General features: G+C 61.7%; 18 protein-coding genes and 1 tRNA gene. 9 read left to right on the forward strand and 10 right to left on the reverse strand.

Translation table 11 applies throughout. The annotated features are described in order from the left end of the window. Nucleotides 1-65 precede the first annotated feature (65 nt). On the forward strand, nucleotides 66-1,679 hold the full coding sequence (gene gpmI / locus GJR98_RS07360; protein WP_151136943.1) for a 2,3-bisphosphoglycerate-independent phosphoglycerate mutase: 1,614 nt from the start codon (nucleotides 66-68) through the stop codon (nucleotides 1,677-1,679). A gap of 35 nt (nucleotides 1,680-1,714) precedes the next feature. Here the strand turns inward: gpmI and GJR98_RS07365 are convergent, their stop codons facing one another. Continuing rightward, nucleotides 1,715-2,347 (reverse strand): TVP38/TMEM64 family protein, encoded by a 633-nt coding sequence (locus GJR98_RS07365; protein ID WP_151136945.1) that lies wholly within the window; start codon nucleotides 2,345-2,347, stop codon nucleotides 1,715-1,717. A gap of 90 nt (nucleotides 2,348-2,437) precedes the next feature. Between GJR98_RS07365 and GJR98_RS07370 the strand changes: the two genes are divergently transcribed. Next, complete coding sequence (locus tag GJR98_RS07370; protein WP_151136947.1) at nucleotides 2,438-2,809, forward strand: DUF5830 family protein; 372 nt, start codon at nucleotides 2,438-2,440, stop codon at nucleotides 2,807-2,809. Between the two features lie 93 nt (nucleotides 2,810-2,902). On the opposite strand, the gene GJR98_RS07375 is transcribed toward GJR98_RS07370, so the two are convergent. Beyond that, complete coding sequence (locus GJR98_RS07375; RefSeq protein ID WP_151136949.1) at nucleotides 2,903-3,961, reverse strand: DUF7115 domain-containing protein; 1,059 nt, start codon at nucleotides 3,959-3,961, stop codon at nucleotides 2,903-2,905. Between the two features lie 173 nt (nucleotides 3,962-4,134). On the opposite strand from GJR98_RS07375, the gene GJR98_RS07380 reads away from it, so the two are divergent. Further along, nucleotides 4,135-4,283: transfer RNA gene (locus tag GJR98_RS07380), tRNA-Met, on the forward strand. 491 nt (nucleotides 4,284-4,774) lie between these two features. Here GJR98_RS07380 and trpB read toward each other — a convergent pair. The 4 genes from trpB to GJR98_RS07400 form a co-directional block, all read right to left on the reverse strand. Then, nucleotides 4,775-5,926: a tryptophan synthase subunit beta gene (gene trpB / locus GJR98_RS07385; protein ID WP_151136951.1), complete on the reverse strand. Its 1,152-nt coding sequence runs from the start codon at nucleotides 5,924-5,926 to the stop codon at nucleotides 4,775-4,777. Between the two features lie 226 nt (nucleotides 5,927-6,152). Beyond that, entirely contained in the window at nucleotides 6,153-6,935 is a 783-nt protein-coding gene (locus tag GJR98_RS07390; protein WP_151136953.1) for a spondin domain-containing protein, read from the reverse strand. A gap of 144 nt (nucleotides 6,936-7,079) precedes the next feature. Beyond that, on the reverse strand, nucleotides 7,080-7,370 hold the full coding sequence (locus GJR98_RS07395) for a hypothetical protein (protein ID WP_191965432.1): 291 nt from the start codon (nucleotides 7,368-7,370) through the stop codon (nucleotides 7,080-7,082). A 9-nt stretch (nucleotides 7,371-7,379) separates the two neighbouring features. Further along, nucleotides 7,380-7,655 (reverse strand): ArsR/SmtB family transcription factor, encoded by a 276-nt coding sequence (locus tag GJR98_RS07400; protein WP_151136957.1) that lies wholly within the window; start codon nucleotides 7,653-7,655, stop codon nucleotides 7,380-7,382. A 216-nt stretch (nucleotides 7,656-7,871) separates the two neighbouring features. Between GJR98_RS07400 and GJR98_RS07405 the strand changes: the two genes are divergently transcribed. The 4 genes from GJR98_RS07405 to GJR98_RS07415 all read left to right on the forward strand — a co-directional run bounded on the left by GJR98_RS07405 (nucleotide 7,872) and on the right by GJR98_RS07415 (nucleotide 10,786). Further along, nucleotides 7,872-8,027, forward strand: coding sequence for a hypothetical protein (locus tag GJR98_RS07405; protein WP_154269715.1), 156 nt, complete (start codon nucleotides 7,872-7,874; stop codon nucleotides 8,025-8,027). Between the two features lie 2 nt (nucleotides 8,028-8,029). Continuing rightward, entirely contained in the window at nucleotides 8,030-9,298 is a 1,269-nt protein-coding gene (locus GJR98_RS07410; protein WP_151136959.1) for an MFS transporter, read from the forward strand. A gap of 138 nt (nucleotides 9,299-9,436) precedes the next feature. Then, nucleotides 9,437-9,586 carry an HVO_2523 family zinc finger protein gene (locus tag GJR98_RS17945; protein WP_191965433.1) on the forward strand — a complete coding sequence of 50 codons (150 nt, stop codon included), beginning with the start codon at nucleotides 9,437-9,439 and terminating at the stop codon, nucleotides 9,584-9,586. 180 nt (nucleotides 9,587-9,766) lie between these two features. Then, nucleotides 9,767-10,786 (forward strand): phytoene/squalene synthase family protein, encoded by a 1,020-nt coding sequence (locus tag GJR98_RS07415; protein WP_151136961.1) that lies wholly within the window; start codon nucleotides 9,767-9,769, stop codon nucleotides 10,784-10,786. A 44-nt stretch (nucleotides 10,787-10,830) separates the two neighbouring features. Here the strand turns inward: GJR98_RS07415 and GJR98_RS07420 are convergent, their stop codons facing one another. The 4 genes from GJR98_RS07420 to GJR98_RS07435 form a co-directional block, all read right to left on the reverse strand. Beyond that, complete coding sequence (locus GJR98_RS07420; RefSeq protein WP_151136963.1) at nucleotides 10,831-12,405, reverse strand: PAS domain S-box protein; 1,575 nt, start codon at nucleotides 12,403-12,405, stop codon at nucleotides 10,831-10,833. Nucleotides 12,406-12,517: 112 nt separating this feature from the next. Then, a complete protein-coding gene (gene cruF / locus GJR98_RS07425; protein ID WP_151136965.1) occupies nucleotides 12,518-13,393 on the reverse strand; it encodes a bisanhydrobacterioruberin hydratase in 876 nt (291 codons plus the stop codon). Further along, a complete protein-coding gene (locus tag GJR98_RS07430; protein ID WP_151136967.1) occupies nucleotides 13,386-14,264 on the reverse strand; it encodes a prenyltransferase in 879 nt (292 codons plus the stop codon). The genes cruF and GJR98_RS07430 overlap by 8 nt, the downstream gene beginning before the upstream one ends. Beyond that, the gene (locus tag GJR98_RS07435; RefSeq protein WP_151136969.1) at nucleotides 14,261-15,763 is read right to left on the reverse strand and encodes a phytoene desaturase family protein; all 1,503 of its coding nucleotides are present in this window, start codon (nucleotides 15,761-15,763) and stop codon (nucleotides 14,261-14,263) included. The genes GJR98_RS07430 and GJR98_RS07435 overlap by 4 nt, the downstream gene beginning before the upstream one ends. A 93-nt stretch (nucleotides 15,764-15,856) precedes the next feature. Between GJR98_RS07435 and GJR98_RS07440 the strand changes: the two genes are divergently transcribed. Both GJR98_RS07440 and GJR98_RS07445 read left to right on the forward strand, forming a co-directional pair. Continuing rightward, entirely contained in the window at nucleotides 15,857-16,549 is a 693-nt protein-coding gene (locus GJR98_RS07440; protein ID WP_151136971.1) for an SDR family NAD(P)-dependent oxidoreductase, read from the forward strand. Nucleotides 16,550-16,625: 76 nt separating this feature from the next. Beyond that, a complete protein-coding gene (locus tag GJR98_RS07445) occupies nucleotides 16,626-17,447 on the forward strand; it encodes a ZIP family metal transporter (RefSeq protein ID WP_151136973.1) in 822 nt (273 codons plus the stop codon). Nucleotides 17,448-17,516: the final 69 nt, after the last annotated feature.

The following is a 17,516-nucleotide window of genomic DNA, read 5'->3' on the forward strand; positions in this document are numbered from 1 at the left end:
TCGGCTGAGAGGAAGGCGCTGCCAAGAACAAAGGACAATTACCCCAGGGTGCCGAACCAGCGGCTATGAACGCAGCCCTCATCATCCTCGATGGATGGGGTCTCGGTGACCACGACCGCCGCGATGCAATCAAAGCGGCGGACACACCGAACTTCGACACGTACCGCGACGCGGGTGCCTCCGGCACGCTCATCGTCGATGGCCGGCGCGTCGGCCTCCCGGACGGCCAGATGGGTAACAGCGAGGTCGGCCACCTCAACATCGGGGCCGGCCGCGTCGTCAAACAGGCGTACACCCGCATCGGCGACAGCATCGAAGACGGGTCGTTCTACGAGAACGAGGCTATCACGGCCGCCTACGACCACGTAGAAGAGACCGGCGGGCGCGTCCACCTGATGGGACTCGTCTCCGACGGTGGTGTCCACTCCGATCAAGAACACCTCCACGCGCTCATCGAACTCGCCGCAGACCGCGGTGTCGGCGCCGTCACCCACGCATTCATGGACGGACGCGACACCTCCCCGACCGGCGGCGAAGGCTACCTCACCAATCTCGAAGCCGTCGTCGACGAACAGGGAACCGGGCAGGTCGCCACCGTCACCGGACGCTACTACGCGATGGACCGCGACCAGAACTGGGAGCGGACCAAGCGCGCCTACGACGCAATCGTCGAGCGCGAGGCCGAGTGGACCGCAGACACCGCCGTCGACGCCGTCACCAAGTCGTACGACCGCGGCGACACCGACGAGTTCGTCGAACCGACGCTCGTCGACGACGCGCCCGCGCTCGAAGACGGTGACTCGGTCATCTTCTTCAACTTCCGCGCGGACCGCGCTCGCCAACTCGTCCGGATGCTCTGCGACATCGAACCCGAGTGGGAGTTCGAGACAACGCCCCCGGAGATTCTCATGACGACGATGACACAGTACGACAAGACGTTCGACGTGTCCGTCGCGTTCCCGCCGGAGCAACCCGAAGACACACTCGGCGAAGTTATCTCTGAGGCGGGGATGACGCAGTTGCGCCTCGCAGAATCCGAGAAGTACCCGCACGTCACCTACTTCCTCAACGGCGGCCGCGAAATCGAGTTCGAGGGCGAGATTCGACGCATCGTCCCGAGTCCGGACGTGCCGACCTACGACCTCCAGCCCGAGATGTCCGCCGAGGAACTCACCGACACGGCCATCGACTACATCGAGTCCGACGACCCGAACGTGATGGTGCTCAACTACGCTAATCCCGACATGGTCGGCCACACCGGCGACTACGAGGCCGCGATTGCGGCGGTCGAAGCAGTCGACGAGCAGCTCGGCCGACTCGTCGAGAGCGTCCGCGCACACGGTGGCCACGTCTGTATCACCGCCGACCACGGCAACGCGGACGATATGGGAACCGAGGAAGAACCCCACACCGCACACACGTTCAACCCGGTTCCGTTCGTCTATTTGGCAGCGGAGAACGCCGAGAACGCCGAGAATGGCAAAAATGGCAAGAACGGCAAGAACAGCAAGAATGGCAAAAATGGCAAGAACGACGAGAACGACGAGTCGGACCGCCCGCTCTCGGGTGGACGGTCCATCCGCGACGGAGGGTCGCTCTGCGATATCGCACCGACGCTCCTCGAACTGGTCGAAGTCGACCAGCCTGCTGCGATGACTGGCGAGTCGCTCCTCGACTAACTGACCACTGTTCGTTTTCGTTCGGCTTTCGACGCCTACGCCTCTGTCCCTGCTCGGTACCGGCGGTACGCAGGCGGAACGAGAAGTGCACACCCCGCGAGCGCCGCGAGTGCGACGAACTCGGGGCGGACGATTGCCTGCAGGGAGTCGGTCGTGAGCGTCTCGACAGACGTGCCGGCGACGACGCCGGCAATCGCCCACGGGAGTTCGCCGAGCGCTGTCCCGAGTGCAAACGCGCCGAGTCTGACGTTCGCGACGCCTGCTGCAACCGACACGACGTCAGAAGGAACCGGCAACAGTCTGCTCGCAGTCACGCCTCTGACAGACCCGGTGATGGCGACGGTCTGCTCGCCGACTTCGGCCAGTCTACTCGTCCCGCGGAACCGGCGTGCGAAGATAAACGGCGGGATACTCGTGAGGACGATGAGCGCGAGGGCGAACGGAATCCCGATTGGGCCGAGTCCATACCCGACGATGAGCGCGAGGAGCGTCGTCGGCCACGCGAGGAGCGGACGAACGAGGGCGAGGAGGCTCACGGCGACGACGAGACGAACCGGGTCGGCGGCGACCCACGTCGCGTGCGAGACGACGGCCGCTGGTGAGACGACGAACGCACCGACCAACAGCACGGCCAGTGCGAGGCCAGCGACGAGACGTGGGCGCTTCACGGTAACTCGACAGAGCGTCGTCTCGCAGCGACCAAACGCTTTGTGCTTCGGAGGGCTTTAGCCCGATGGGACTCGAATAGCATCCGACTCGTGACGGACCAACCACGTGAGGAACGCGTCGAACTCGCACTCGAACTCCTCGCACACCTCGAAGTCGACGAACTCTCGCTCGCCGAGGTAGTCGACCGTATCGAGACGGTCACGACGGACCCGACACTCACGCGAGACATCCTCGACACGGCGGAACTCCGGGGCATCATCGAGCGAGACGGTGGCCGAATTCGTCACCATCGCGGCGGAACGTTCGTCCGCTTCGAGAGTCAGGTCGTCCAGCGTGAGGGCGACTTCGACTGCCGTCGCTGCGGTGCGTCGATATCGACAGGGCACTTCGTCCGATTCGAATCGGGCGAACTCGGCCCATTCGGGTCGTCGTGTATCAGAAAAGTCCTCGGACGAGAGTAGGCAGGTTCGGACGAGAGTAGACCGGTTCAGACGAGAGTAGACGGGCGCTCTGAGACGGAGCGACAGACGAGAAGTCGAGTGTGGAAAGCCGACCTACCGACCGCGTCGGAGTTCTTCGATGAGTTGTTCGATGAGCTGTTGCTGGTAGTCGAGTTGCTCGGTTTGCGCCTCGACGACGGTGCGGAGTGCCTCGACTTCGGCCGCGAGTTCCGAGATGTCGCCGTCTGAATCTGCTGCCGGTTCGAACCCGGAGCCTTCGAAGCCGAGGTCTGCCGCGTCAGCGACCTTGTTCGCAGAAGACTGAACCGTCTGCGTCTCGGTCGTCGAACTCCCGGTACTCGTCGCTTCGACGGTCTGTTTCTCAGGCGGTTCGTCGGAGTCGTCGTCTGCACTCCGTGTCGCGTTCGCCGGTTCGTCGGACAGTTCGCCGGGGTTGGCGCTCAGTGGGTCTGGACCCGCTCCGAAGTCGGTGTTGTCCCGCGCTTCTTCGACGCTCTCGTCTTCTTCTTGCTGTTCGGCAATCATGAGACGGAACTCTTCGAGGCTTCCTACGTCGTGGTGCGCACAGAGTGCGTTCGCGAGTTTCTCGCGGACGACACGTGCCTCTTCGTTCGGGATTTTGAATCGCTCTTGGCGGCCGTTGACGGTGAGGACGACTGTCGTCGCGACACTGCCCGATTCGAACTCCAGGTCGGTCACGTTGTCGTAGTGGTACGACTCGTAGTCTTCGTCCCACACCGCGCTTCCGATGTGGCGGACGACGCGGCGCTCGGCGACGGTGAACGTGAGTTCGCTGAACCGGAACGACTGGACGACACGTTCGTCGTCGTCGATGACACCGGCAGCAGAGAGGACACCTTCGACGACGGGCTGGAGTGCCTCGTCGAGGTGTTTCACAGAGAGACCGAACGTCTGAGTTCCGTCGAGACCGTAGTCGAGTGATATCTTTCCTTTCCGTCGTCCTTCGCTCACCGAGAGTCGCTCGGCAGCGTGTGAGAACTCGTCGACAGATTCGTCCGAGAGGAGTCCCTCGGCGCGGTACACGAGTGTCCGCGTTGGAGTCACAAACAGTTCGTCCTCGCCCCCGAGGTGCACGCGGGACACCACGTCTTCCCCACCGAGGACGGACTGGACGATCTCCGGTTGGCTCATGCGTGTGTGCACCCAGTGTCGGGTCATAAATCCGTGGGTCAGTCAGTCACGAATGACGGTAGTGAGCTCTGTCATGTCGGCGGTGGCCACCCGGTCCGAGTGCTATGGTGACTCGCACCGGAGCCGGTCAAGATGAGAAGCTTAAATACAATCACCGAACAACGCGAAGATGAGCCCGGGTGGCTTAGCTGGACATAGCGCCGCACTCATAGGGTTTCACAATCGGTGCGGAACGCCTTGGAAGCCTCCGCCCCTCGCGAGGTCATGCCGGCCTCGCACCTGGGACATGCGGAGATCGTGGGTTCGGAGCCCACCCCGGGCACTACTCAATTTCACGACGTCACGACCCAAACAGAGCGACGCCACCGTGGTCGTCTTCCGTCCTTCTCACAGCTCTGTACAGGCCGACCACAAAGCCCTCTCTGCTCTGACTATTCATTTTGAGAAATTCTTAAAAACGTCTTTCCCGGCGGCGAAATCTATGTTTCTCACACGTCTACAGCCAACACACTTTACTACTCAGGTATCCATTTGGTATACGCTGTTGTCAGAGGGACCCTCCAGTTTGGCCGGCGAACTCGTTGGCTAGACTCCCCCACATCTCTCCACCAGAGCAGTTTACAAGTCCCTGGCAGCAGGTAGAGTCAGTTGCAAACGTGGCGGGACGTAGTTCCCCTCGTCACGCTATTCTCTATACGACTCGTCGCCGACAGACGCATCCTCGCCCGACGACGTCGCCGACAGGTGAAACAGACTGCACTGCAGCACAACAGCCATCGACGTCGAACGGCCCGCGATAGTTCGAACCGCTGTTTACAGGTCGAACTTCTCGGACGCAGTCTCCATGTCCTTGTCGCCACGACCGGAGAGGTTGACGAGGATAGTCTCGTGTTCTCCCTCTTCGGCCAGTTGAATCGCGCGGGCGACGGCGTGACTGGATTCGAGCGCGGGAATGATGCCTTCGGTCTCACTGAGTTCGCGGAACGCGGCGAGTGCTTCGTCGTCCGTGACGCCAGTGTACTCTGCTCGGCCGAGAGCGCGGAACATCGCGTGTTCGGGGCCGACACCGGGGTAGTCGAGGCCGGCAGAAACCGAGTGGACTTCCACGTCGTCGTCGATGACGCGGGTTCGCATGCCGTGAATCACGTCGTCTTTCCCCTTCGCCAGTGGGGCGGCGTGCCGCTTCGACGACGACCCTTCACCGCCGCCTTCGGCACCGTAGAACGCCACGTCGTCGTCGCGGAAGGCGTGGAAGAGGCCGATTGCGTTCGACCCGCCGCCGACACAGGCAACGGCGGCGTCCGGGAGTTCGCCCGTGCGTTCGAGGAACTGTTCACGCGCTTCCTGTCCGATGACGCTCTGGAAGTCACGAACCATACGCGGGAAGGGGTCGGGGCCGACGACGCTCCCGACGAGGTAGTGGGTGTCGTCGATGTTCTGTGCGAAGTCCTCTAACGCCGCGTCGACTGCGTCGGCGAGTCCGGAGTTGCCGCGAGTCACTTCGTTGACTTCGGCGCCCATCAGGCGCATCCGGAAGACGTTCATCCGCTGCCGGTCGGCGTCTTTCTTCCCCATGTAAATCTCCGTGTCGAGGCCGAAGAGCGCGCCGACCATCGCCGTCGCCGTCCCGTGTTGACCGGCACCCGTCTCGGCGATGAGGCGCTTCTTTCCTGCTTTCGACGCGAGCAGTGCCTGTCCGAGCGCGTTGTTTATCTTGTGGGCACCGCCGTGGAGCAGGTCCTCACGCTTCAGATAGATGTCGGCACCGTACCGGTCGCTGAGGTTCTGCGCGTGGTACAGCGGAGTCGACCGCCCAGCAAACTCTTCGAGCAGTCGTCGGAACTCGGCTTGGAACTCCTCGGTGTTCGAAATCTCGTCGTACGCGCCTGCGAGTTGTTCGAGTGACTCCTCGAGCATATCGGGCACGTATCGTCCGCCGTACCCGTCGAAATCGCCTTGTGACATGTCTATCCATGCCAAATTCGTCCACCCACAAAAAGCGTTCTTAGATGACCAATTTCGCACATCAGTGCCTGCGAGAGAACTGCAGATATCGGGCGAAGGTTGAAAAGGGAACGAGGGACGAAGTGGGACCGAAGGAAACAGTGGAGAGAACCGAGGGGTGAGAAGACGAGGGGTGACGGTACGCGACAGAGCGAGTGTCGCGGGTGGCGTGTTCGTGTGTTCCGACTCACGCCATGCGTTCGACTTGGACGAGTGCGACGGGGTCATCCCAGCCGTAGACCTCCACGTCGAGGTCGCCGTCGCCGACGATACCACCGTGCGGGGTGATGACGCCGTCTTCGGCGAGGTCTGGGTTACTCGTTCCAGTCCCTTCGGTTCCGGAGTCGATACCGTAGAGGCCCTGCGCAGGCGGGACCATGTCGGCGTACATCTCGGTGTTCGTCTCAGTGCCGGCGTCGAAACTCGCTGCGAAGTACGACCGTGACTCGTTCACCTGGTCCGGGAGTGGGACGGTGTCGAGCCCGGTGAACCCGTCGTTCGTCCCGATGAGCATGCTCACGAACGAGAGGTATGCACCGCTCGCATCGGTCTCCAGTTCGAGTGTCGTCCACGACGGGAACATGTCACTCCCTGGCAGTTCGGTCGGAACGAGCGGTGTCTCGGCGATGGCGGCACCGCGAACCTCGTTCAGGCTCTCGGCGAGTTCACCGAGGGGAGCGAGGTTCCCGTTCTCGGCGAGCTCCTTGATGGCGTCGTTCGCGGGGTCACCAACCGAGAAGAGTTCCACGCTGGGCTGGTGGGCCACCACGACAGGCGGCGTGAACGGTTGACTCGAGGTGAGGTTCGCCACGGTCACGCGGTAGGTGCGCGCAGACTGGTTACCGTTGCCGTTGCCGTCCGCCTGTAGTGCGGTCACTCCACCGAGGCACCCGGCGAGTGCGGTCAGCGCACCAGCGCCGGTTAGTCCGAGGACGGTTCGTCGTGTCGTCGAAAATGATTTGTCGGTCATCGTCTCTCACGTGTGGTTGAATCCACAGAGAGACAGACGTGAGATGACCTCATGTTGATTTTTCCAAATTAGTACCAAATTCTGCAACGAGGGCGCGACTGTCTGCCGATTTGGCGAATCGTGACAGACGGTTTGTCTGCCGATTCAGCGCATCGTGACGTACGTCAGGAACGTGAGCGCGAGGAGTTGGAGTGCGCGGAGGACGAGTACCGCCTGTTGGACGTGCGGGTCGCCCGAGTAGAGACTCTGCATGGTGAACAGGAAGTACAGCGCGAACGCGTTCTCGACGAGCATCACCACTGCGAACGCGAGGAGGCCGAGGACGAGCGACGTCCGGAACGTCCGGTAGTTGCGAACCCACACGGCGGCTAACGCCGCGAGGAAGACGATGTTCACGCCCGAAAGGACGCTCGCTGCCATAATTTGGGTGCCCATTGCCATGGTTTATTCGAGGTGTTTTGTGATTTGTTCGAACGTGTCGCGGGAGTGTTCGAACTGGTCTGTCAGGAAGTACAGTTGCCCGTACTTTTCGCCACCTGCTTCGACGACGCCGTGCGACTCGAGGACGTCGAGGTGGTGTCGGATGGTCTTGTAGCCGACGTCGAGTTCGTCGGCGAGGCGGTTTGCATTCAACGGCTGGTCAGAGAGTGTCCGAATGATTCGGACCCGATTCTCTCCGCCCCGTGTCGCCGTGAGTAGATACCAAAGCGCCTTCTCCATCGACTGCTCTTTCTACTGATTCGTCAGGAGTCGTAATATTCACACTGGTTTGATACGACACGTCGACAGTGATTCTCAGTGACCACGGTACATGAGGGTTGTTCCACTTCAGTACCAAATTTGGGGTGAGTTCCGCCGCGACGACCACTGAGTGAGGACACGACACCAGACGGACGCAAAGATGCGTTTAATCTCAGAGACGACCTCTAGATGTACATGGATGAGCAACGTTGCACGTTCGTCACGAGCGGTGAAACCGTGTCGGGGGCACTGCGGCCCCGTTTCCGTGGCGGCGGCTCGCCAGTCACGACGTGGGAACTCGTGACCGCTGGGGGGAGTGGTGAATCCAACCTCACGGGCAGGACGGTGTAAGGATGAACATACCGGCATTCCGTCGGTCCGAAGACGGTTCTGTGCCGTGGCAGAACCCAACTGTACAGGTCGTCCTCGCGAGCACGCTCCTCGCACCCCTGGGCGTGCCGCTGGTTGCTCCAGCGCTCCCCGTCATTCGCGACGTATTCGTGCTCACCGACGCCGAAGCGAGTCTCCTCGTGAGCGCGTACTTCCTCGTGGGCATCGTCGTCTCTCCGTTCGTCGGCCTCCTCGCCGACCGAATCGGCCGAAAGCGCGTCCTCATTCCCGCCCTGCTGGTCTTTAGTGTCGCCGGCCTCGCGTGCTACTTCGCACCCAACTACCTCGTGTTGCTCGGGTTGCGGGCGATTCAAGGAACCGCTGCAGCGGCACTGTTCGTCACGACGGTCACGGTCATCGGCGACGTGTTCGAAGGCGTTCAGCGAAACGCCGTCCTCGGAGCGAACATCGCCATTCTCTCCTTGGGTGCCGCTATCTTTCCCGTCCTCGGTGGGGCACTCGCCACGGTTGCGTGGAACACCCCATTCATCGCATACGCGTTCGGGTTCCCAGTGGCGCTGTTCGCGTACGTCGCGCTCGACGAAACGGTGAAGAAGCCCAGTGAAGCGAGCGACGATGCACCAGTGAGCGACGATTCACCCGGCGAGGGCGAGCAATCCAGTGGGTACCTCAAGGGTGCGATTTCGGCGCTCACGATCGGAATGGGGGCACTGCTCACGACGGCGTTCCTCACGGAGTTCTTCCTGTTCGGTGCCCTCGTGACTGCACTCCCATTCTTGCTGACAGCAGTCTACGGTGTCGGTCCGCTCTACATTGGACTGGTGCTGATGGTCGCAGAGGCGGGAGCCATCGGCGCTGCGAGTGCGAACGGCCGGTTGGCACGGATATTCTCGAACGGGCGGATAATCACCCTCGGCTTCGTCTGTTATGCGCTCGCGCTGGCGGGTGTGTTCGTCGCTCCGTCGCCGACTCTCGTCATCGCCTCGGTGCTGTTGTTCGGTGCTGGACTCGGACTCAGCATGCCCGCAGTCGATGCTGCGGTCAGCAACCGGGTCACCCAAGAGTACCGTGCAGGGCTCTTGGGCCTGCGCAATAGCACGACGTTCCTCGGTCGAGCGACTGGTCCCATCGTCTTCGCCGCGGCGGCGACTGCCGTGGGGTACCGCCCGCTGATGGGCATCGCAGCAGTCGCCTTGGCCGGAGTCGCGCTGGTCGCCGCGATGACGACGCGAGGAACGGTCCCGCTTCAAGAGGCACAGACCGGGGTCTGATTCTCCCACTGTCCGTCACCAACGAGTCCGATTCGTCACGGCGTGGTGTGTCTGGAACCGAGCGCGGAACTGCAAACCGGCAGGAGATGCCGACAGTGGCAGTAAGTGATATGTAAGTGGAGTCCTTGCAAAATTCGTATGGACGCCCCCGACGGAGACGCGTGTCGCATCGAGGCCCCGAAAGGCCGCCCGTGTCCCTACTGTGGGGCATCGATGAATCATCGCCATTGCAAATACATCTGCCCGGAACACGGCGTCGTCTACGACTGTAGCGACACGTTCTGGTAGTGATGGCTGACACATCCCTCTCACCGAGTCACCACTGCTATGTCGGTGGGTTTTCTGGGGGATTCCGCCGTGGCGGCAAGTGTTATGTCGACACAGACCCATTGATTGGTTGAGACCACTTGCGGCCTCCCGGCCTTTTCTCGCTCACGAGACACAAGACGGTCACGCGAACATGAAACGATGCTAAACGAATCACAGGTTGAAGCCGGAAAAGAGATACAACAGCGAACGGGGAAGACGTTCTACTTCGCCACGCGACTCCTCCCGGAGCGCGTCAGGCACGCGACGTACGTCCTCTATGCGTTCTTCCGTGTTGCCGACGAGGTCGTCGATGCCGAAGAGACGGCCCCACCAGAGCAACAGCGTCAGCGACTCGAACGACTTCGAGCCGAAGCACTCGGAGAAGTCGACACGGACGACCCCGTCTTATCCGCGTTCGCAGAGCTCCGGGAACGATACGGCATCGACCCCGAGGACGTGAACGTCTTCATCGACGCGATGGAGTCCGACATCGACAAGGACCATTACGCCACCTACGAGGAGTTAGAGACCTACATGGACGGGTCGGCATCGGCAGTCGGGCGGATGATGACGTCCGTGATGCGGCCGAACGACCCCGAGGCAGCGCTTCCACACGCGACGGCACTCGGTCAGGCGTTCCAGATGTCGAACTTCCTTCGTGACGTCGGCGAAGACGTCGTCGAGCGTGACCGCGTCTACCTCCCACAGACGTCGCTGGAGCGCCACGGCGTCGACGTCGACCAGATTCTCGCCCTCGACTTCGACGAGTGTGTCGCGGCCGTGATGCAAGACGAACTCCGGCGGACGGAGTCGCTCTACCGCGATGGTGTCGCAGGAATCGAACACCTTCCCGCAGACTGTCAGTTCCCGGTGTTGCTCTCGGCGGTGCTCTACGCCGACCATCACCGGTCGATTCGAAACCTTGGATACGACACCATCTCCGAGACTCCCGAGTTGAGCTTCGCACGGAAGGTCGCCCTCCTCGCTAAGACAGCGGCGTACTGGGCCGTCTGGCGCGACCCTGTCGCGGTGTTCAAGGCCGTCAGCGTCGTTCCGTACCCAGACGACGAGGAGTTCGACGCCGACTTCGGGCCCGGTTCGACCCCCACCCGCAACCCACAAAACCGTGGTCGTGTCTCCGGGTGGCTTCGCTCGCTGAACCGCTGGGGTTCAGATTAGTCGTCGTTTCGTGTGCTGTCTTGATTCTATCCGGTGAGGCTCAATTACGCCCCGATTTTGGGTGGCGCAGGAAGAAGAACCGCTACCGTCGAACCACCCGTGTCTCTGCTCGTAATCGAGACGTCTCCCCCCAACTGTGTAACGACCCAGTGAACAGTCCAGAGACCCATCCCACTCCCATGTGTTAGTGCGGTCTCTTTACCCTGTTTTAGAATCTCTTGTTCAGTCTCCGGGATTCCCGGCCCGTCATCTTTGACAGTAATCACGACCCGTTCGGTGGAGACTCGTCTCGTCGCTAATTCGACTGTCGGCGATTCTCGGTCGTTGTGTACAATCGCATTGTGGACGAGTTCGTCGAGTGCGAGGCGTAGTGACCCCTGGTCTCCGAAAATCTGCGCTTCTCCACCGACGACGTTAATCTCCGAGTGAGGGTGTTTTCGCTGGTAGGTCGTCTGTAGCTGCGACAAGGTATCGTGCACTGGAATCGCACGCTGTTCGACCTCGTTTTCCATCACCTGCTCGAACGCTCGTGCCTTCTCACCAGTCGACATGAGGTCCTCGGCGTTCTCGATGATACGCTCTGTCATCCGTACCGCAGACTGCGTCTCAAATTCGTCCACTGCAGAGACTGTCTGGGTGAGCGCCGCCAGTTCCGAGCGGATTCCAGCGGTCGTCTCGGAGAGGTCATCGAACACATCGAGAAGATGTGTTAGGTCACCGTCTGCCATCGACGCGTGTTCGAGTTCCTCGAGGTCGTTTTGCAGTTTGTTTGCGTACCCTGTGACGACGTTGAGGTTGTTCCGCAGGTTGTGGCGTAACACCCTGTTGAGGACCATCAGTCGTTCTTCGTGCTCTTTTCGAGCCGAAATATCACGAACTGCGCCGCGAACAGTGTCGGTGCCCTCGACGGCCTCTCCCCGTAATTGAACCCACCGCTTTCGCCCCTTCGCGGTGATGATTCGAAGTTCCACGTTGAACGATTCACCACTCTGTCGAGCCCTCTCGACTGCGTCTTCTAGCAGTTCACGGTCGTCGTCGTGAACGAACGCCACGACGTCACGAATCGTGAGTTCCTCCTCGTTGGGAACGTCGAGAAGTTGTCTCGCTCCGTCAGTCACGCTGATTGCACGCGGCTCAAAATTGAGTTCCCACCCGCCAACGTCGGCTAACTGCTCGGTCCGTTCGAGTCGGTCTCGACTTCGCTCCAGTTGTTCTTGGTAGTCGCGGGTCTCCGTGATATCTCGGACAATCTCCGCGAACCCATTGAGAGTCCCGCTTTCGTCGTACAGTGCGCGAATCGTGACTTGTGCCCATATCTGTGACCCGTCTTTTCGAACACGCCACCCCTTCTCCTCGTAGCTTCCGTCGCGCTCTGCAAGTGAGAGCGCTCTCTCGGGAGCGTCACTGTCAGAGTCGTCCAGATAGAAGACCGAAAAATGGGTGCCTAAAATCTCGTCACGCTCGTATCCCTTTATTCGCTCTGCACCCTCGTTCCAACTCGCCACGTTCCCATTGGAATCGAGGAGGAATATCGCGTACTCCGTCACTTCTTGGAAGAACTCTTGAACGATAGTGCCCGCGTACACCGGGTCGCTGGAATTCTCCCGAGGCCCGGCCATTATCACAAATATACCAGTACTGGTAGATAAGTTCGACCGTTCTCCACAGAGGCCGTGAACCCGTGCAGTCTACAGACGAGAGTTAGAAGTGAGTGCCGCTATTTGGCGACGGTCACGACTGCCACGGGAGCCGCCGTGGAATCCGGAGCAAGCTGGAGTCGAAGCGCTCGGTTCGAAGCAGACCGACACCGAAGAGACCGGCGACCACGACGGGTGCCCAGTTGCCGAACCACGCGTTGATGCCACCCCAGAGGATGACGAAACTCACCAGGTCGTCGAGCATGAACTCGGTCTCAGCCAGCCGAGTGAGAAGCGCCTCGCGGTCGAATCCCCAGTCGAGGAGCACGACGGCGATGGTCGCGCTGATGACCCAGCCGGCGTAGTTCGACAGTGGGACGCCGTAGAAGAGGAGCGTGCCCTCGCCGAGTCGGTAGTACTCCCAGAACCCAAGTGAGACGGCGCCGGGGTCGAGCACGACGTCCATGGCGAGAACCATCACGATGACCGTGATGAGCCGAACTGCGGTGTTTCGGGCACGGTCGCCCAACAACAGGAGACACAGCAAGTAGGCGTTCATCACGAGCGGGATGAAGAACACCGGGAGGCCGATTGGGACGCCAGCCACGGTCGGGCCGAGGTCGACACCGTAGAAGAACCACCCGTAGGGCCATCCGGTCGTGATACCGGTGTACTCGATGACGTACGCATACGCCGTGAGTGCGCCGACGGCGACTGCCGCGCGACGGGTCACCAGTGGCAAGACGCCGACGATAAGCGGCGAACGCATCACCAGCGTCCCGAAGAGTATCAAGAACGCGTTGAACGCGATCGGTTCGGGCATCCACGCCATCGCACTCGCGATGAGCAACACAGCGCCGTTCAGGGGGAAGAACACCGAGATAGTAAACCGGTTGTCGCGCACGAGTTCGTCGAACGCGAGTTCGACCTCTTGGCGCGTCCGAGGAAGGGTCGTTCGCAGGTCAGCCATTCACGATACCCCAGAGTGCTCCGAAGGTGATGAGCATGCCGACGATTGTATTCAAGACGGGATACCACCAGTAGGCTTCGTCTACGTCGACACCAGAGAAGGCGATACCGAGGACGACCACTGGATAGGCACCCAAGAGCGCACCGAGACGCACGTCCACGAGGGCGAACGCGACGGCCGCGAGACCCCACGTCACGGCGCAGTACGCGTACGTCCATCGCGCGCCGAGGAACGTCGCTGTCGTCTGAATTCCGGCCGCTCGGTCAGGGTCGATATCGGGAATCGCAGAGAACGTGTGCATCCCCATCGTCCAGAGCCACGCTCCTGCAATCGCGAGGAGCGGTGGGTTCACACCTGCAATCGTCGCGTAGGCGGCCACGCCGGGGAGGATGTAGAGGCCGTTCGAGATGGAGTCGAGAAACGGGGTCGTCTTGAACCGGAACGGTGGCGCGCTGTACTCGACGGCGAGGAAGAAGTGTGCGACCAGCCACGGCCACGCGACTGACGGTGTGAACGCGAATAGACCGAGTCCGAGGACGCCGCTCCCGACGACGACAGCCCGATTCACTGGGTCGCCGCGCCAGCGTGCCTCTCGGTCGTCTTTCTTCGGATTGGCCTCGTCGACGTCCACGTCGAACACGTCGTTGACGCCGTAGAGAAACACGTTCGCCGGGACGAGGAAGTACGCGACCAAGACGAGCGCCTCGGGTGAGAACAGGTCCGAGAGATTCGTCGCGGCGGCCGCGATACCGACGAGGACCGGCCCGGCGAGGTAGAGCCAAAAGCGTGGCCGCGAGAGGACGAACAGGTAGCTGAGTCGGTCTCGCAGTCCGCCGTCCATCGCGGAACCCGCCGCCATATCGGTCGTCATCGTGCGTCTTCGGCCATCTCCTCTGCGGTGAGTTGTCCGCTGATGAGACACATGGGGACGCCGATGCCGGGTGTCGTGAACGACCCCGTGAAGTAGAGGCCGTCGACCTTCTTCGAGGCGTGTGGCGGTCGAAGGAGCGCAGTCTGTCTGAGCGTGTGTGCGAGACCGAGTGCAGTGCCTTTCGTGCTGTTGTAACGCTCGGCGAAGTCGTTCACACAGAACGACTCTTCGACGACGATTCGGTCTCGGAGGTCGACACCCGTGTTCTCGGCGATGTCGTCGAGGACGAGGTCACGGTACGACTGGCGAATCTCCGGTGTGTCTTCGAGGCCCGCAGCGATGGGGACGAGTGCGAAGAGGTTACTGTGGCCGTCGGGTGCGACGGTGTCGTCCGTCTTCGAAGGGACACAGAGGTAGTACGCTGGGTCTTCGGGCCACGCCGGCCTGTCGAAGATGTGCTCGAAGTGGTCGTCCCACTGGGTCGGCAAGACGAGCGTGTGGTGGGCGAGTTCTTCGACGTCGCCTTCGACACCGAGGTAGAGGAGAAACGCCGAGGGCGCGTACGTTCGGGATTCCCAGTAGTCGGCGTCGTACTGTCGCTTCTCAGGTGGGAGGAGTTCCTGTTCCGTGTGGGCGTAATCGGCGTCGCTCACGACCTGGTCACAGAGGAACTCGCGTCCGTCTTCGGTTCGGACGGCGAATCCACCGCGTCGACCAGCGATTTCGGCCACCGGCGAGTCCGTGTGGAACTCGACGCCGAGTTCCTCTGCGAGTGAGACCATCGCGTCGACGACGCCCGCGAGGCCGCCGTCGGGGTAGTACACGCCCATGTTGAAGTCGACGTGACTCATGAGGTTGTAGAGCGCCGGCGTGTTGTCTGGCGCGCCACCGAGGAACACCAGCGTGTACTGCATTATCTGCTGGAGTTTAGGGTGGTTGAAGTACCGTTCGACGTGGTCTTGCATCGACCCGACGAGCGAGAGGCCCCACGCGTTTTTGGCCACGTCGAGGTCGATGTAGTCTCGGAGGTTGGGGCGGTCCTCGTAGACGAAGTGTTCCATCCCGATGCGGTAGTTCCGCTCGGACTTCCGGAGGTACTCGTCGAACTTCTCGCCCGCGCCGGGTTCGTACGACTCGAAGACGTCCTTGTTCGCCTCGATGTCGGGGAGCATGTCCACCTGGTCGCCGTCTTTGAAGAAGATGCGATAGTGCGGGTCGAGACGAGTGAGGCCGTAGTAGTCCGAGGGGCGTTTCCCGAAGTGTGCGAAGAATCGCTCGAACACGTCGGGCATCAGGTACCACGACGGACCCATGTCGAATCGGAACCCATCGCGTTCGAGCGTACTGGCTCGGCCACCGAGTTGTTCGTTCTTTTCCAACAGCGTCACGTCAGCGCCGGCGTCGGCGAGATAGCACGCTGTCGAGAGACCGCCGAACCCACCGCCAACGACGACGACCGACTCGCCAGCGAGAGAATCGAGGTCCGAGACAGAATTCATACAGTCTTGTAAGAACGTCAAGGACATAAATCGACTGACCAAATCGGTATCCGACGCAGGTATCTTTAGGACCAGTCCGTCCTAACGAGGCACATGAACGACACCACTGTCGTGGTTACTGGCGCGAGTTCCGGAATCGGTGCGGCCATCGCGCGAGCGTTCGGTCGGAACGGGGCGACAGTCGTCGCCTGCGCCCGCGACCACGACGCCCTCCAAACCGTCCTCGACGACGTCGAAGACGCCGGGGGTGCTGCAGAAGGCCTCCGTGCCGACGTCCGCGACGAGTTCGACATGGAGCGACTGATGGAGATTGCCGCTCGCGCCGGCGGTTCCATCGATGTTCTCGTCGCCAACGCGGGAGTCAACCACGGCACGCCCGGTGAGATGCCGATGGCCGACGAGTCGTACGCCGCGTTCGACGACACGCTCAGAACGAACGTTCGCGGCGTCTTTGCGGCGGTCAAAGAAGCACTGCCGCACATGACCGACGACGCCCGTATCCTCATCCCCTCCGGGTCGATCGCCCGCGAGGCGAAACCCGGGATGGGAGCGTACGCCGTCTCGAAGGCGGCGGCCGAAGCACTCGCTCGGCAGTTCGCCGCCGATTGTGCCCAACCTGTCGGCGTCCTCGACCCCGGTCTGGTCGCCACCGACCTCTCTGGCGGGCATGGACGCGACCCGGACGACGTTGGCGACATGTTCGTCTGGGCGGCGACCGAGGCCGACCCGGCCGACCTCGATGGCACCATCGTCGACCTCAAGGCGTGGAAGAAGGCGACTCGCTGACCGTCCAACTGGGACGCTGCGCCGACCGCCTCACGAAACCGGGCGCCTTATTAATCCGAGCCAATTCGTTCACAACATGAATCGTTCGACAGCCATCGGCGTCGGCAGCGTCGTGGTTCTCGTCGCCCTCTCGGCGTATGCAGTGTCCACGCAGGCGTGGAAACTTCTCATCGTCTCGTGGGCTGCCTTCGCTGCGATGGCGTTCGCTGCGCCGTTCGGTGCGCGCTCTCGCACCGAACACGCGGAAGGACTCGTCTGGGGTTACGGCCTCGCTAGCGGTGCGATGGTGACGAGTGCAGCAGTGTTTCTCGTCCCACAGGCACTCGGTCACCACCCACAGTTCGGTGGGTTCGGCATCGCGTTCGGTATCCTCGCCGGATTCGGTGCGCACACCGTCGGCCACCGATTCGCACACATGGACTTCCCGATGGACCGCACCGTGACGGAACTCTCTGCGCACGCCCTCTCCGCCGGTGCAATCATCGGAATCGTCTACGGAAACATCGACGTGGGTGTCGGCCTCGGCCTCGCAATCGTCTCGCACAAAGGTCCGGCGGGCTACGCTGCCGCCCGTCGCCTCGCTGGTAACGACAAATCGGTCTACCCGCTTCTCCTCCCAGCGGCGGGTCTCGGTGTCGCGGCCATCATTTCGAGTGCCGTCTCGCTCCCGGCGACAGACGCGTTCCGTGGTATCGTCTTCGGGTTCGCTTCCGGAGTCTTCCTCCACGTCGCCATGGACTTCCTTCCGCGGTGCGAAATCGGCAGTGAGATTCACGACCTGCTGTCGGTCGAAGACGAACACGCACACTCGGTGCTCGACAGACTCCGCGTCCACGCTGCCGTCAGTACCGTCATCGGCGGCGTCGCCGTCTTCGGTGCGTGGTTGGTACTCGCATAAGTTCTCACAGAGACCCTCCGACGTGAGTCGAAGGTCACATCTCGTCGGTGACGGAACGGCCAGTCACGT

Source organism: Haloferax marinisediminis, from assembly GCF_009674585.1.
Taxonomy (GTDB): Archaea; Halobacteriota; Halobacteria; order Halobacteriales; family Haloferacaceae; genus Haloferax; species Haloferax marinisediminis.